Consider the following 15,197-nt stretch of genomic DNA (forward strand, 5'->3'; position numbering starts at 1 on the left):
CCAGAAGCGGTACCGCTTCCGCGCGGCTGGCCTGATCGGCGGCGTCGAAGACGCCGCCGGATTTGCCGCTCATCGCCTTCTACTTATTTCTGCGCCAATTCCGCCGCCTGTTGAGCGGTCAATGCGCCTTTATACACCCGAAGTTCGTCGAGCTGCCCTTTGAACGCAGCATCCCACCAGTTGACGCCGAGCGCGAACGTGCCTTTGCTTTCTTCGGAGAACGGATTCGGGAAGCCGGTCCCTTCGAACTTGCGCTCGCCGTTCACGTATACCGTCAGCGTGCCGTCGTCGACGGAGAACGCCAGATGGCTCCATTCGCCGGCCGGAATCTTCGTTCCCGTCACCCCGTCGTACCATTTGGCGCTGCCGCCCCAGACCGTCGTCTGGTCGCCGACCGAACCTTTCGGCAGCACGCTCACCCAATGCGTGTCGTCTTTCGCGCCGAAGAACGTCGTCGTGTAGGTCGTCAGCTCCTCGGGCTTCACCCAGAGCGAGACGGAATACGACGGGCTCTGGATCAGATTGTCCGGCAGGCTGACGCCGGAAGCGCCGTCGAACACGGCCGCTTGGCCTTTCGCGCCGGCCGCATAAGTCAATTTGCCGCCCGTTTTGCCGATCCGGTCGCCGGTGATGCCGCCTTTGGCGAACTTGCCTTCGCTGTCGGAGAGGTTATTTTCGAACGCGTAATGCGCTTGCAGCGTCGCGTTCTTGACCGGAAGCACCGTGATCTCGAACGTCGCGGTCTTCTGCGCGCCGCCTTTGACGATCTTCGCCGTCAGCGTCGCGGTGCCCGCGGGTTGTCCTTCGGCCGGACGCTGGATCTTGCCCGACGAAGAGATTACGTTCTCGTTCGAACTGCTCCAAGCGATCGAAGCGCCGCGGCTGCCGATCGTCGGCAGCTTCAGATCCGCCGTTACTTTGCTCGTATCGCCCAGATCCAAGCCTTCCGCGATTCTGTCCACGACCTGCTCGTCGGTCAGATCGGCCAGACGCGTGCCCCATGCCGCTTCGCCTTTGCCGGACACGACGGTGAAGGTCATGACGTTCGTCTGCGAGACCGGGTCCCACTGGCGCAGGAACACGCCGTCGAATTCTTCGCCGCCGAGCGTCAGCTTCGCTTTGTTATCCGCGTTCTTGCGCCATTTGCCCTGAAGCGCGCCGGTAACGGTGCCGTCCGCTTTCAGCGTGATCGACTGCGTTTCGGCAATCGCGCCGGAGTAAGCTTTGCCGTGATTGACGTACGCGTAATCGCCCGCGATCTCGTCTTTTTTGACCGCCGCCAGCTTCTCGCCTCCGTAGCGGTAAGGCGCGACCACCGGCCAGCCGTCTTTGTTCATGAACATCTGATGCACGCGCACTTCATGCGCTTCGCCCTGCTGAGGGAAGCGCGTATGGAACACGAGGAACATCTGCCCGTTCTTGTCCGTGTAGACGGAATTGTGTCCCGCCGACAAATAGCCGTAGCCGATGCCCGTGCCCGGATCGCCCGCTTCGCGTTCGAACAGGAAATTGCCGATCAGTTTGTTGCCGATCTCCGTGTTCTCCGTCGCCGCCGGCAGCACCGCGTTCTGACCGAGCGAATCGACGTACGGGCCGTCGATGTTCTTCGAGCGGAACACGCGCATATTGTAACCGCCGTCCGCGCCCAGCCAGCCGTAGGTGACGTAGAGATAATAATTTTTGGTGCTCTTGTTGTATTCGATGTACGGACCTTCGCCGGATTTGCCGTAGCCGCCCGCGATCTTCGTTCCGAAGTAGCGGTCGATCATGCGCCCGTCTTTGGCCTTGCCGTCTTTGCCCGGGAAGATCGGCTGTCCGGTCTTCGGGTCGATCTCCAGCAGGAAAATGCCGCCCGACCACGAGCCGTACGTCATCCACAGCTTGCCTTTCGTATCGTAAGACAAAGCCGCGTCGATCGCGTTCGGATACTGCTGGTTGTTGTACGAACCGTCGGCGTTGAACCAGTTTTCGTTTTCGCCGGTCAGTTTGCCCGCCGCGATCAGCTCGTCGATTCCGGTGTTTTTCCATTGTTTGTTGACTTTGCTGTCTTTGTCGTAGGCGTCGTTGGCGGTGAATCCGGAATACATGACCGTATCGCCGTATTCGTACGGGCCTTCGATGTTCTTCGAAGTAGCGAAGCCGATCGCCGAACGGATATACGTGGAAGACGCGCTGTAATAGATCATATATGCGCCTTTGGAACCGTCTTTGTTGACGTAGTCTTTATTCCAGAATACGTCCGGCGCCCAGACCGCGAAGCCGTTTTTGCTGTCCGAGTCGTTTTCGCCCGCCCATTCGAACGATCCGGCCAAATTTTTCGACAGATCGCCGTACAGCGTGTTTCCGGGAGTTGTGTAACCGTTTGCAAAAGAAGTCCAGTTCATCAGGTCTTTCGACTTGGCGGCCGCGATATGCGAGCCGAACACGTAATACGTGTCGCCGTCTTTGACGATCGAAGGATCGTGTACGGAGACTTCCGAGAACGTCGGAGGCGTATCGGCCGCCGCCGCGTCGGCCGCGCTGCTGCAGCCTGCGGTCATCGGGACGAGCAGCGCGAGCGACAGCAGCACCGCCGTGCCGCGAGTAAACTTGCTGAGATTCATGAAATGAGATTCCTCCTTCGAATATGGAATACAGGAATAAATAGAGCTTGCCCTATCCATTTCGTCTTCGTGTTACATTTTCCTTCACATTTTTAAAAATAAATAATAAAAAAGTTAACTATATAAGCTTTTTTATTTATTTTCATGCCATTTAGCGATTAATTTTCACAACTAGATTTCCCTTTAAGTTAATTTTGTTCAAAAGTTTATTTTCGTTTCGACAATTTTGATTTCTGCTGTTTACGATTGAATCGTTTTCCAAAAATTCGGTTATATAACTCTTACGTTTATAGCTTTATACCCTTGCCGCCATTTATCTCAAGACTTTCGAAGGAGTCCTACCATGCAGACAAGCCCGCCGTTCCGGAAAAGTTCCGGACAACCGCCGTTCGCGTACGGACCGAAGACCCCCTCTTCCTCCGCCGTCCGCCTGATTATCGCAGCCTACTGCCTCGTTTCGTCCGCTCTGCTGCTGCTGCTCTGTACCAAGTCCTCGCCGCTGTATCCGCTGAACGACTGGGTGGACGCCAACTCGTTTTTCACGATGGGCAAAGGCATGGCTCACGGACTCGTTCCGTACCGCGACCTGTTCGAACAGAAAGGCCCGCTGCTCTATTTCATCCATACGCTCGCTTATTGGATCTCCGATCGTTCTTTCTTGGGCGTCTACGTGTTCGAAACGATCTCGTTCGCCTTCTTTCTTTACTACATACATAAAATCGTCGCTCTTTTTCTCGACGTTCGTTACTCGCTGCTCGCCCTGCCTTTTTTCGCCGCCGTGATGCTGAACCTGCCGAGCTTCACGCACGGAGACAGCGCCGAAGAGTTCACGATGCCGCTGCTCGCGTTCAGTCTGTACGCGCTGCTGCGCTATTTCAAAGAAACCTATCCCGACCCGCCGCCTTATGCCATGCTGCTCGCCAACGGAGTCGCCGCGGGCATGGCGATGTGGATCAAATATTCGCTGCTCGGCTTCTGGTTCGGTTGGATGGCGGCGCTGTTTTTCTGCATCGTGCTTAATCGCCGTTTCCTGCGTTCTCTGCTCTCCTGCGGAGCGTTCCTCGGCGGAATGGCGCTGTCTTCGCTGCCGTGGATCGTCTATTTCGGCGTTCAACGGGCGATTCCGCAGTGGATCGACGCGTACATTCTGGCCAACTTCCGTTTCTACGGCAAAGAATCGACGCTCGAAGACAAAGTCTGGCTGGTCATCTACCGTTTTCGCGACAATCTGCTGCACAGTCCGATGCTGCTGCTGACCGGGTTGCTGGCTATATTCTTCGTTTTCGGACGCAAATATCTGCCTCCGCTCGCCGGACGTTTGTCGCTGCTGACGACGCTCGCGTTTCTCGTGCTCGGCGTATACGGCGGCGGAAGAGGCTACGTTTATTATTTTATGGTCATCGCGCCGTTCACGGTCTTCGGCTGGATCGTGCTGCTCGATCTGCTGCGGCGGGCGACGAAAGATCGGCTTACGTTTCGCTTCGCGGCGGCGGTTCCCGTTCTCGGCCTGCTGATCGTGCTGCCGCTGACCTATCTGTTCAACGGCAATGTTCCGATGATGAAGGTCGCCCGGGAAGATCTCGCCCAGAACCGGTTCGCGCGAATCATCGAGCAGACGCCGAACGCGACGCTGCTGAACTACGGCAGTCTCGATCGCGGCTTGTACACGACGACGGGAATCGTGCCGAATTACCGCTATTTCCAGAAACAGAATTTCGCTTATGCCAGCTTCCCGGAAAACATGGACGAGCAGCGACGCTACATCCGCGAACGCTCCGCCGATTTCGTGCTGACCAGCTTGAGCCGACAGGATCCCGACCCCGATTCTTATCCGCCGCCCGAATTAGCAGAGCTGTACGATTCGGTCGCGCGGCAGGAGCAGGTTTTCGAAGGAGAAACGTTCGTTTATACTTTATATCAATTGAAAAAGTAAAGTGGTTCGGGAGGAAAAAGGAATGGACAAGCTGTATCTGGTTATTCCCTGCTATAACGAAGAGGAAGTGCTCGGCGAGACGGCCAAACGGTTGAAAGAAAAAATGACCGCCCTGATCGCCCGCGGAGCCGTCTCCGAACACAGCCGGATCGTGTTCGTGAACGACGGGTCGCGCGACCGCACTTGGCCGATGATCGAAGAGCTGAACGCGGCCGACCCGATCTTCGGGGGCGTCAATCTGGCACGGAACCGGGGACACCAGAACGCGCTGCTCGCGGGCTTGATGACGGTCAAAGAATACGCCGACGTCGTCATCTCGCTCGATGCCGATCTGCAGGACGATATTGGGGCGATCGACGAATTCGTGGAGAAGTACCGGGAAGGATGCGACATCGTCTACGGCGTGCGCAAAGCGCGGGAGAAAGACACCTTCTTCAAGCGCACCACCGCCGAAGGCTTCTACAAATTGATGAGGCTGATGGGCGCCGATCTCGTCTACAATCATGCGGATTACCGCCTGATGAGCCGCCGGGCGCTGGAAGGTCTGGCCGAATTCGGCGAGACCAATCTGTTCCTGCGCGGCATCGTGCCGCTGATCGGCTACCCGTCTTCGACCGTCGAATACGAGCGCAACGAGCGGTTCGCGGGCGAGTCCAAATATCCGCTCAAAAAGATGCTCGCTTTCGCCCTTCAGGGCATCACTTCGTTCAGCATCAAGCCGATCCGCATGATTACCTCGCTCGGCTTCCTGCTGTTCGCCGTCAGCTTGGTCATGCTGCTCTATTTCCTGACCGTGCACGTCAACGGCCGGACCGTGCCCGGCTGGACGACGATCGCGATCTCCGTCTGGGCGATCGGCGGCCTTCAGCTGCTCGCGATCGGCGTTATCGGCGAATACATCGGCAAAACGTATCTGGAGACCAAGTCCCGCCCGAAATTCATCGTGGAGCGGGCGATCGGGATAAACGCCCAGCAGAGCGCGAACGCCGGCACGGCGGGCCGGATTCCTGCGGATATCGGCCGCAGCGCGGCAAAATGACGTCTGGGCGGGAAGGATGTTAAAGCGCCGGAAAGCCTGCGAAACCGTCCTTCTCGGCAAATTCGACTGCGAGTTTCGCGTAAAAAGAAAAAAGGAGGAGCCTTCCGGCTTCCTCCTTTTTGAGTTGATCTCCCGCCGATCGAGCGCCTGCGCGTTTTATTCCGCGGCCGCGAGCTTTTTCGCCGGGCGCAGCACCGCATACCCGTACCCTTCCGGGAAATGCCGCTGGTAAGTTTGCAGGCCCGGCGCTTCGTTCCAGACATAGCCCAGTTTCGACGGATCGAAGTTCCACGCGGTGTCCTCCACGACCCGCATGACTTCGCCGTTGTCTTTCAGGTAATCGAACGGCGGATGCCAAAAGACCAGATATTCCGATTCGGGCACTTCGCGGCATTCCATCCCGTCCGGCACTTCGCCTTCGTAATCGGCAGCTACCGGAATTCCGTACAGATAGCCGCTCGGTCCCCGCTCCGCCTCGCCCGCCTTAATCCAACCTGCCGTATGCCCGATCTGCCCCGCCAACGTCTCGTGCGACAGACTCTCGATCGTGCCGCTGACCTCGTCGCAGTCGTGACCGTTAGACCAGAAGTCGCCGTAATTCGATACTTCCGGGTCCCAGATGCCGATAAACCGATGCCGCGGAATTCGTTCCGTCTTGATCTCCGCCTGCTGCGCGTGAACTTCGCTCATGCGTCCTCGCTCCTTCATCAGATAGTGATAAGGGGAAAAGACTTCAGGGCGAACGGCAAGCGCGATCGGACTCGGATGGCGGCGGTACTCCTGCGGCGCGACGCCGAATGCCCGGCGAAACGCCCGCGTCATCGCTTCGTGCGACGAGAATCCGTGATCCAGCGCGATATCCAGTACCCGCCGATCCGTATCCCGCAGTTCCAACGCCGCGAGACTGATTCGCCGATAACCGAGATAATCCCGCAGCGTCGTGCCGGTCAGACGGTGAAAATGCCGCGCGCAATAATACGGCGAGTAGCCGAGCTGCTCCGACATCGCGGCCAGCGCCGGATTTTCGCCGATATGGCGGTCGATCCAATCGACCATCTCCTGCACCCGTTCGTTCCATTCGTACATGTCTTTCTCCCCTTTCGCCTCCATGTTACCGGAACGCTTCCGCGCGGATTTGATCCCGTTCGTGCATTTTGCCGTGCCGAGCGCCGCCTTGCCGATTCGATGCTTTCCTTTTTCGATAACGCCGCTCCGCTTTCCTTCGGTTGCGATCTTCCTCGCGGCTTCTGCTCGTCTTTTTCACCGGACGTTCGAAAGGGTATGGTTAGCATGGGAGAATTATCGGCGCTCGGCTATACAGCGGAGAATTCGTCGAAAGGAGGAAGACCATGTTCGGATTGTCCGATCTCGTCTCGCTGATCATCTCGGCGTTCATCATTCTGCCCGTCGTCGTCTTCCTGCGGGAATCCGGGTATCTGCTCGGCAGCGCTTTGTTCGGCGTCAGCAATCCGCGGATCACGCTCGGTTCGGGACCTCGCCTGTTCAAGCTCGGGATCTTCGACGTGCGCCGTTATTACCATCTCTATAGCTGGTTCTCGTACGACGAGATCCGCCGCGAGAGCCGGCTCGCTTATATCTGCTTGTATGCCGGACCGATTCTGGTCAATCTGGCGCTCGCTTTCGTAATCAACTTTCTGCTGGCCAACGGCATTCTGGAATGGCAGAAGACGTTCTGGGACCGGCTCGTCTTCTATGCGTTCTATTACGCGCTGTTCGATATCATTCCGATGCGCACGACCAACGGCAAGCCCAATAACGGCATGATCATCTACGAGATGCTGCGCTACGGCCGAAGAACGGATTACAATCACGAGCCGTTCCTGCCGTCGACGAGCGAGAGCGAAGAAGCGTATCTGCAAGAGATGGAAGCCTACCGCGAGAACGTGAACAGCAACCCGATTTTGCGTCAGAAAAAAGAACGTCGAATCCGTCGCGCCCAGTCGATCAAACAAGTCAAAGAGCGCGTCAGAAGACGTCCGCGCACGAGAAAATAAGAGCGGCTCGATAGGAGCCGCTCTTTGACGTGTCGAGGTTCTCGATTTCCGTTTCGCCGCCAACCTTGCCGCTTAAACCGCCGTCGCGATCCCGTGCGCATCGAGCTTGATCTCTCTTCGCGGTCTAACGGAACGAGCCGACGCTTAGCGGGCATTCGGAGCCCTTTTTTAAATGCTAACGGAACGAGGCGACGCTTAGCTTGAAAAAAGGCGATTTTTCAGCTAAAAAAGAGCACAATCGACCGGCTAAGGAATCGTCGTTCCGTTAGCGAAGCCCTTGTCGCGACTCTTGCTCGGCCTATGCGAACGAACGCTTCTTGGAATCGGCTCGCTTCTCCTTCTCCGCCTGCGCCGCTTTCTCCACCTTCGGATCTTAAAACGTTCCGTTCGAACGCTCCAACACCAGCACGTTCGCCGAGTTGGCCGGCAGGCGAAGCACGGCTTCGGAACCGGAAACGCTCGTCTCCAACGTCACTTCGCATTCCGCCGGAACGATCGCTTCGGCGTTCTTCTTGTTGACGTTCGGCACGCGCAGCAGCGAAGCGTCTCCGGTCAGCGTGATCAGCTTGGCCCGGGCCTCCACGCTCAGACGATCGAGATTCAGCCGCACGTTCTTGTCCACGCCGTCCGCGTTGACCAGCTTCACGTAGATCTGCCGGTCGTCCGCCGTCACCGAGTGGAACACCTCGCGGTTATACGCTTCGAGTTTGTAATCCAGCACTTTGCTGCTCCAGCCGCTCGCCGGGTCGGCGTACGAGCCGATCAGATTCCGGCCGGATCGGCCGCCGTAATCGACGGTAATCGTGTACTCGCGGCCGTCTTCGAGCGGCTCGTAAGCGGCGGCCCGCAGATTGCCCGCGGCCGTGCTGGACGAATAATCGCCGAGCGTATACGCTTCGACGCCGTCTTTGTAGACTTTTACGCCCGTCGCTCGACCTTCGTAGTTGATCGCGTATTCCAGCACGTTTTTGCGTGCCGGCGAGATGTCGGTCAGGCCGACGCCGACATAGAAGCCGTCTTCGCCCGCCGACTTGGACGCGACCAACTCGACTTGATAGTCCGTCCAATCTTCGTTGATCACATATAGTCCGTTCAGTCCGGAGCGCTGCGGCTTCAATACGAGCCCGCGGCCGATCTCCAGCCTATACCCTTCCGAACCCGGGATAGCCTGCCAGACGGGATCGAGTCCCGCAATCGCCGCAAAGTCCGCTTCCAGCAGTACCGCGCCGTCCTTGTTGGACGTGACTTTGACGCTTTTCACGACGACCTCGGCGCGGCCCGCCGCGATCTCGATGCCGCCCCGCGGGATCAAGTCGACCGGCTTGCCCTGGCTGTACGTCGAGAACGACGTCGGCAGCACGCGGCTTCCCAGGTACCGCGCGAACATCCGCTGCACGTAATAGTTCGGCGTGAACCAGACGGTCTCGTCGTCGAACCAGATGCAGTCCGGCGTCCAGCGGTACGTGCCGTCGGTGAGCACTTTGTTGAACAGCGGCGCGTAAGCGGCGAGGCGCACCACGTCGGCGTTGCGTTCGAAGCCGGTCATGATCGCCGCTTCGGCGATCGCGCCGGCCAGCGTATTTTTGTCCGTGGACGCGTATTCACCGACGAAGACTTTGGACGTCTCGCGCCAGTCGATGCTGCCGTCGGCGTTGTAGGCCCGATAATAATAATTGTAGCGGTCCGCATTATTCAGCAGATAGTCGTTCGACCGGTAGTAATGCTCGTCCGCGATCGTATCCATATAGTTCGGCTGCTTGGCGTACCAGCTCACTTTTTCGGCGATCACTTTGTCCCGGTCCGCGAATTCGACGTCCGCCGTACCTTCCAGATTGCCGCTCAAGAACTTCCACCCCTGCTGATACGCGTCGTCGTCCGCCTGCGCGCCGACCGTGGAGATGATGTGCAGTTCGCGTTCCGGATAATGCCGCTCCATGTATTCGTCGATCCGCGTCTTGAACACTTCGAAATTGGCGAAAAACTCCGTGCCCCAGTTCTCGTTGCCCACGCCCAGATAACGCAGATCGAACGGCGCTTCGTGGCCCATTTTCCGGCGCATAGCCGCCCATTCGTTGCTTTCGAAGTCCGTCGAGAGCGCGAAGTCGATCAGATCCGTAAAGTTCCGGATATAAGTTTCCCGCAGTTCGCCGCCGGCCGGATGCGCGTAGTCGGAACGGGCCTGGCACAGCACGCCGCAGGCCATGACCGGAAGCGGAGTCGCGTTCAGGTCTTCGGCCAATTGGAAATATTCCATATAGCCGAGGCCCATCGTCATCATATAGCCCCAGACGTTGAAGTTTTCTTTGCGCAGCTCGATATCGTCCACGGAGTCTTTCCAATCATAGACGTTGTCCCAGATAAACGAACCTTCCGAGATGCAGCCGCCCGGGAAACGCAGGAATTTCGGATGCAGCCCGGCCAGCGCCTGCACCAGATCGCGGCGCAGCCGGTAGTTCGGGTTGCCGAGATAGTTGGCGCGAGCCGAAAGCGAACCTGCTTCTTCGTCCGCGCCCCACACCTGCTGCGGCACCAGCGAGACCAATTCGATCGAGATGTCGCCTTCGAAGGTGAGCGCGAGCTGACCGAGGACGTTTTTCGAACCGGTGAGCACCAGCGTCGACGATACGGAACCGTCCGCCGGGTAAGGGACGCCGTACTTTTTCCACGTTCCGCCGCTGTCGATCTTCACGCTGACGACGCTGCCGGCCGTTTCGCCTTCCGGATCTTGCAGCTGCAGCGTGATATAGCCGCCCTGCTCCGATTTGGCCCAGACCGTAAAGTCGTATCGGGCTCCGGCCCGGATGTTCATCGCGCAGCCGTTGTTCGTATCGTTGAAGCCGCGGTTATAGATCGTCGCGCCGTCCGCTACGGTCACGTAATACCCGTTCACGTCGGGATCGTTCGAGCCGAGAAATCGTCCGAGCGTATCCGTATTCCGCGGGGTCATCTTGTCGATATCGCCGTACCACCACAGCAGCGGCTGACGGTTGCGTCCGGTCGAACAGCCGCAGGCGCCGGAAGCATGGGAATACGTATCGAATTCGAACGCTTCGAACGAGCGGTTCTGGATCATCTCCGCATAGATGCCGCCGTCCGCCGCATTGTTGATGTCTTCGTAAAACAACCCGTACATGACTTCGCTGACGTCGACGACGCCTTCGAGTCGCTCTTCTCCGTGGATCGTCAGCGTATAAGGCGGAAGCTCCGGCGGCAGAACCGACACCTCGAAATCGCGTTCCTCCGTGCTCTCGCCCACTCGAAGCGTGGCGGTGAGCACCGCGGCCTGCGGTTCGCCGACGCCGCTCGGCCAGACTCGACCGTCATTCGAAACGGCTTTCGGAGAATCCGATGCCCAACTTACGGATACTTTGCCGCCCATCAGGGAGACCGGCAAAGTCACGTCTTCGGTCAAAATGGCGCTCGGGAACGTCAGATATTTGACTGCCGCCAACCGCACGATCTCTTCGTCCGTCAGCGATTCGCACATCACTTCGATCACTTCGTCCGCCGACAAACCGGCCGCGTACACGCGGAAATCAAACAAGCTCCCGGCAAAATCGTCGTCCGCCGCGAACTGCGAACGTCCGATGTAGTTATGCGTATAGCTTGCTTCATCCGCCAAACTCTCGAACCAGCGGCGAAGCTGCGCGTAATGGCCGCTCGACGTCTGGCTGATCATGCCGTCCGCGGCCGCTTCGCCGTTAACGTAGATCATCTGCCCGGCGCTGCTGAGCGTTCCGCCCCGCGTGCCGGTCACGCTCATGGCGATATGCATCCATTCGTCCCGCACGAAGCCGCGCCCCGGATCGGCGACCAGATCGCCGCCGGCGGCCAATGTGCCGCGCAGCGCGCGGGTCAGGAACAACGAAGGCGCGCCTTCCCCGCCGCCGAAATCGCAGATGCGCTCCCATACGCTCGTGCCCGCATCGAAACGTACCCAAGCCGTGATCGTCACGCCGCTATGATCGTCCACACCCCGAAGCAGGTCGTCCGGCATCCGCAAATACGAGGTTCCGTGCGGCCCTCCGGCGAATACGGCCGCGTTCATATGGCCGACCCGCTCCACGGCAGGAAGCTGACTGCCTTCCGCCGAAGCGTGACGGCCGTGCCCGGAACTATCCTGTCCGACATTCGAAGCGTCATCGAACTTATATCTTGCGATTAATCGTTCTTGAAATGAAGTCATGTTTAAGCTCCTATCGTTTCTCTTTTTATGTATTTAGTTAATTTATTTATTAATTATAAATATTTATATTCGGTTTCGATTAATCATAACGTGTTGTACGTACAACTTCAAGCAGAAAATCAACCGTTTACAAAAATGCAAAAAAGCCCGAAGGCCGCAAGCACAGCTCGCGAACTTTCGGGCAGGGATTTACGGCTTGGCTTTCGAAGACGACAGTTCTTCCAGTACCGACACGATCGTTTGCGTATGCGCGTAAGCGGCACGGTTTTCTTCCAACTTCTTCTGGATCGCGGCCAACGAGGATTGGGTCGTCGGATCGCCGGCATCCGTCGACAGCTCCGGCATCAGGGCTTGAAGCTTATGTACCGTCTGCTCGCCTTGTTCGATCTCCGATTTCAGCCGCACCAGCTCCGACTTCTGTTTCGTCAATTGTCCTTCGATCGACGACGAAGAGTCCGACAAGCCGATCTTCCCGTTATCCTGCATGGCGTAAGTGACGCCCGCCGCTTCTTCCAACGAACGGACCGGCACGTAAGAACGCCCTTGTACCACGATCGCTTCGGCCACCGGTTTGCCGTGGCGCTCCACGCCGATTACCGCGCTTACTTTATGACCGACGAGGCTCGAAGACGCCGCGGCCGCCGTTCCTCCGAACAGCAGCAGGCCCGCCGTCAGGCCGATCGCCGTTTTATTGAATTTCATCGTGATTCCTCCTTCGTTTTCGGTGCATTTTCGCTTTTTCGCGAACACTAACCGCATAACGGCATAGACGCGCCGAGCAGCTGAATAGTTGCTTTCCGCCGCTTTATCGCCCGCATCATAAATTTTGATCGGCCCCGATACCTTCAAAGTGACTTACTTCATGACGCGCTGCCGACGTTGCTGGTAATCTTGAGACATTTCATCCTTACGGGTACTCAAACGCATTCCAGACTTATCGCCCGGATCGCAACTTTGCGCCGACGGGCAGTTTGTTTCGCTTCGGCGAAACGCAGACGGTTCGCGTTCTTTTTTCGCTTCGGCGCTTCACAGCATGATCGAAGCATCGAAGAAACGCGAATCGGATTTTGACGACATCGACCGGAGGTAGATCAGCATGGGAAAAGCGACGGGATTCATGGAATACGAACGCGTGACGCCGAGCGAATGCGAAGCGCGGGAACGGATCGCGCACTGGAACGAGTTTGCAGAAAACATGGACGAAGAAAGCCTGCGCCTGCAGGCCGCGCGCTGCATGGACTGCGGCACGCCTTACTGTCACGCGGGACGGCTGCTGTCGGGAATGGCGGCGGGCTGCCCGCTGAACAATCTGATTCCCGAATGGAACGACCTCGTTTTCCGCGGAGATTGGCGCGGCGCGCTGGATCGTCTGCATAAACGCAACAACTTCCCCGAATTCACCGGCCGGGTCTGTCCGGCCGCTTGCGAAGGTTCCTGCACCGCCGGCCTGATCGGCAGTTCGGTCACGATCCGCTCGCTGGAGAAAGCGATCGTGGACCGCGGCTTCGCGGAAGGCTGGATCCAGCCGGAACCGCCGACGGTGCGTACCGGCAAAAAGGTCGCGATCGTCGGCTCCGGTCCTGCGGGCCTTGCCTGCGCCGCGCAGCTCAACAAAGCCGGTCACAGCGTCACCGTCTACGAACGCGCCGATCGGATCGGCGGACTGCTGACGTACGGCATTCCGAACATGAAACTGGACAAGCGCACCGTTCAGCGCCGCGTCGATCTGCTGGAAGCCGAAGGCGTCGTGTTCGTGACGAACGCCGAAGTCGGCCGCGATATTCCCGTCTGGGAAGTCCGCGCGCGCCACGACGCGATCGTGCTGGCGGGCGGCGCGACGGCCGCCCGCGATCTGAACATCGAAGGCCGGCAGCTCGGCGGTATTCGTCAGGCGATGGATTATCTGACGGCGAGCACGAAGAAAGTGCTCGCGGGGTTCGCCGACGAACGGACGGCGGTCGGCGTCGGGGCAGCCGTCTCGGGAGCGGCGGGCGAAGCGGATCAAGCTAAGATAAGAAGCGACGAGTCGCATCGCTCGCGAACAGGCCGAGACGACTTGCAGGCGGAGCGCGAACTCTCCGCCGCAGGCCGCGACGTCGTGGTCATCGGCGGCGGGGACACGGGCACGGACTGCGTGGCGACGGCGCTTCGCCAAGGCTGCCGCAGCGTCGTCCAGCTCGAGATCATGCCCGAGCCGCCTTCGCAGCGCCCGGCGAGTAACCCGTGGCCGGAATATCCGCGGGTGAAAAAGACCGATTACGGCCAGCGCGAAGCCGCAGCCGTTCAGGGGCGGGACCCGCGCCGTTACGTCACGTCCGCCAAGCGTTTCCTCAGCGAAACGGGCGAATCCGTCTGCGGCGTGCAGACGGTCCGCGTCGACTGGCGCCTCGGACCGGACGGCCGATCGACGCCGTACGAGATTCCCGGCAGCGAGCAGGTCTTCCCCGCGCAGCTGGTGCTGCTGGCGCTCGGCTTTACCGGGCCGGAGCAGCCGCTGATCCGGCAGTTGGAGCTGGAGAGCGACGAGCGCTCCAACGTCCGGACCGGCGGGCACGGCCGGGACTGGGCGAGCCGCGGCGAAGCTGCGGCTCGCGCCCGCGAGGCTGCGGGCGGGGGCGAAGGCCTCGCGCAGCCGGCCTTCGCGGGGTTCGGCGCAGGCGCGGAATCCTGCGCCGAAGCGGGGCCGCAGGCCCGGCTCCGGACGACGCCGGCGTCCGGAGGCTCTGCCGGTGCGACATCGGCACCGGTGCAGGCGCGCCTGCCGTTCGGCGCGCCGTCCAGCCCGGCCGGCCTCGGAGGGCCGGGCAGCGGGGATCCGGCGGCGTTCTTGTACGCCGCCAGCGCCGAAGGCGTGTTCGCGGCGGGCGATATGCGCCGCGGGCAGAGCCTCGTGGCTTGGGCCATCCGCGAAGGCCGCGAAGCCGCGCGCGAAGTGGACCGCTACCTGACGGGCGGGACGGGGCTGTATTGACGGCTGACTGTGCCGAGCACGCAGACTGTCGCGATTGAAGAAATGGACCGAAGTCGAAGACGACTCCGCATGCACCCGTAAGTCCAGCCTCGGCTTTACCGCAAGCGGATACGAAACATCAAAAAAAAACGACCTCGTTTCCCGCCGTCTAGGCGCAGGAACCAAGGTCGTTTTTAAATGTCTTTCGGGCTTATGCGGCTGGATCAGCCGAGGGGCGGCTGCGGTCGACGAGCGGATCCGCATCAGCCGGACAGATCCGCAGCCATCCGTTTCTTGAAGATCCCCTTCTAACGGATCGTACGGACGCTTAGCCGAGCAAAACCTGCGAAAACGCCGAAATCCGGCAGCCTTTTTGCGTCTAAGCGTCATCTCGTTCCGTTAGAGCAGGCTATGCTCACGAAGGATGAAGGATCCAGAAGAGCCGTTCCGCCGAGACGGAGCTGCCCTGCC

The 15,197-nt window shown here is 59.2% G+C and carries 8 protein-coding genes; 4 read left to right on the forward strand and 4 right to left on the reverse strand.

Annotation, left to right across the window (positions count from 1 at the left end; translation table 11 throughout):
* Positions 1–83: 83 nt before the first annotated feature.
* On the reverse strand, positions 84–2,603 hold the full coding sequence (locus CDO73_RS18175) for a LamG-like jellyroll fold domain-containing protein (RefSeq protein WP_088489955.1): 2,520 nt from the start codon (positions 2,601–2,603) through the stop codon (positions 84–86).
* Positions 2,604–2,946: 343 nt separating this feature from the next.
* Here CDO73_RS18175 and CDO73_RS18180 point away from each other — a divergent pair, with 343 nt between their 5' ends.
* Both CDO73_RS18180 and CDO73_RS18185 read left to right on the forward strand, forming a co-directional pair.
* Positions 2,947–4,536: an ArnT family glycosyltransferase gene (locus tag CDO73_RS18180; RefSeq protein WP_088489956.1), complete on the forward strand. Its 1,590-nt coding sequence runs from the start codon at positions 2,947–2,949 to the stop codon at positions 4,534–4,536.
* 22 nt (positions 4,537–4,558) lie between these two features.
* Positions 4,559–5,575 (forward strand): glycosyltransferase family 2 protein, encoded by a 1,017-nt coding sequence (locus CDO73_RS18185; RefSeq protein ID WP_088489957.1) that lies wholly within the window; start codon positions 4,559–4,561, stop codon positions 5,573–5,575.
* Between the two features lie 156 nt (positions 5,576–5,731).
* Here the strand turns inward: CDO73_RS18185 and CDO73_RS18190 are convergent, their stop codons facing one another.
* The gene (locus CDO73_RS18190; protein WP_088489958.1) at positions 5,732–6,661 is read right to left on the reverse strand and encodes a helix-turn-helix domain-containing protein; all 930 of its coding nucleotides are present in this window, start codon (positions 6,659–6,661) and stop codon (positions 5,732–5,734) included.
* 263 nt (positions 6,662–6,924) lie between these two features.
* Between CDO73_RS18190 and CDO73_RS18195 the strand changes: the two genes are divergently transcribed.
* Positions 6,925–7,590: a hypothetical protein gene (locus tag CDO73_RS18195; RefSeq protein WP_256972754.1), complete on the forward strand. Its 666-nt coding sequence runs from the start codon at positions 6,925–6,927 to the stop codon at positions 7,588–7,590.
* A gap of 373 nt (positions 7,591–7,963) precedes the next feature.
* Here the strand turns inward: CDO73_RS18195 and CDO73_RS18200 are convergent, their stop codons facing one another.
* Positions 7,964–11,776: an alpha-L-arabinofuranosidase C-terminal domain-containing protein gene (locus CDO73_RS18200; RefSeq protein WP_088489959.1), complete on the reverse strand. Its 3,813-nt coding sequence runs from the start codon at positions 11,774–11,776 to the stop codon at positions 7,964–7,966.
* A 189-nt stretch (positions 11,777–11,965) separates the two neighbouring features.
* A complete protein-coding gene (locus tag CDO73_RS18205) occupies positions 11,966–12,478 on the reverse strand; it encodes a hypothetical protein (protein WP_143536154.1) in 513 nt (170 codons plus the stop codon).
* Positions 12,479–12,872: 394 nt separating this feature from the next.
* Between CDO73_RS18205 and CDO73_RS27245 the strand changes: the two genes are divergently transcribed.
* Complete coding sequence (locus CDO73_RS27245; RefSeq protein WP_088489961.1) at positions 12,873–14,747, forward strand: glutamate synthase subunit beta; 1,875 nt, start codon at positions 12,873–12,875, stop codon at positions 14,745–14,747.
* The last annotated feature ends 450 nt before the right edge of the window (positions 14,748–15,197 follow it).

The organism is Saccharibacillus sp. O23, from assembly GCF_002205895.1.
Taxonomy (GTDB): domain Bacteria; phylum Bacillota; class Bacilli; order Paenibacillales; family Paenibacillaceae; genus Saccharibacillus.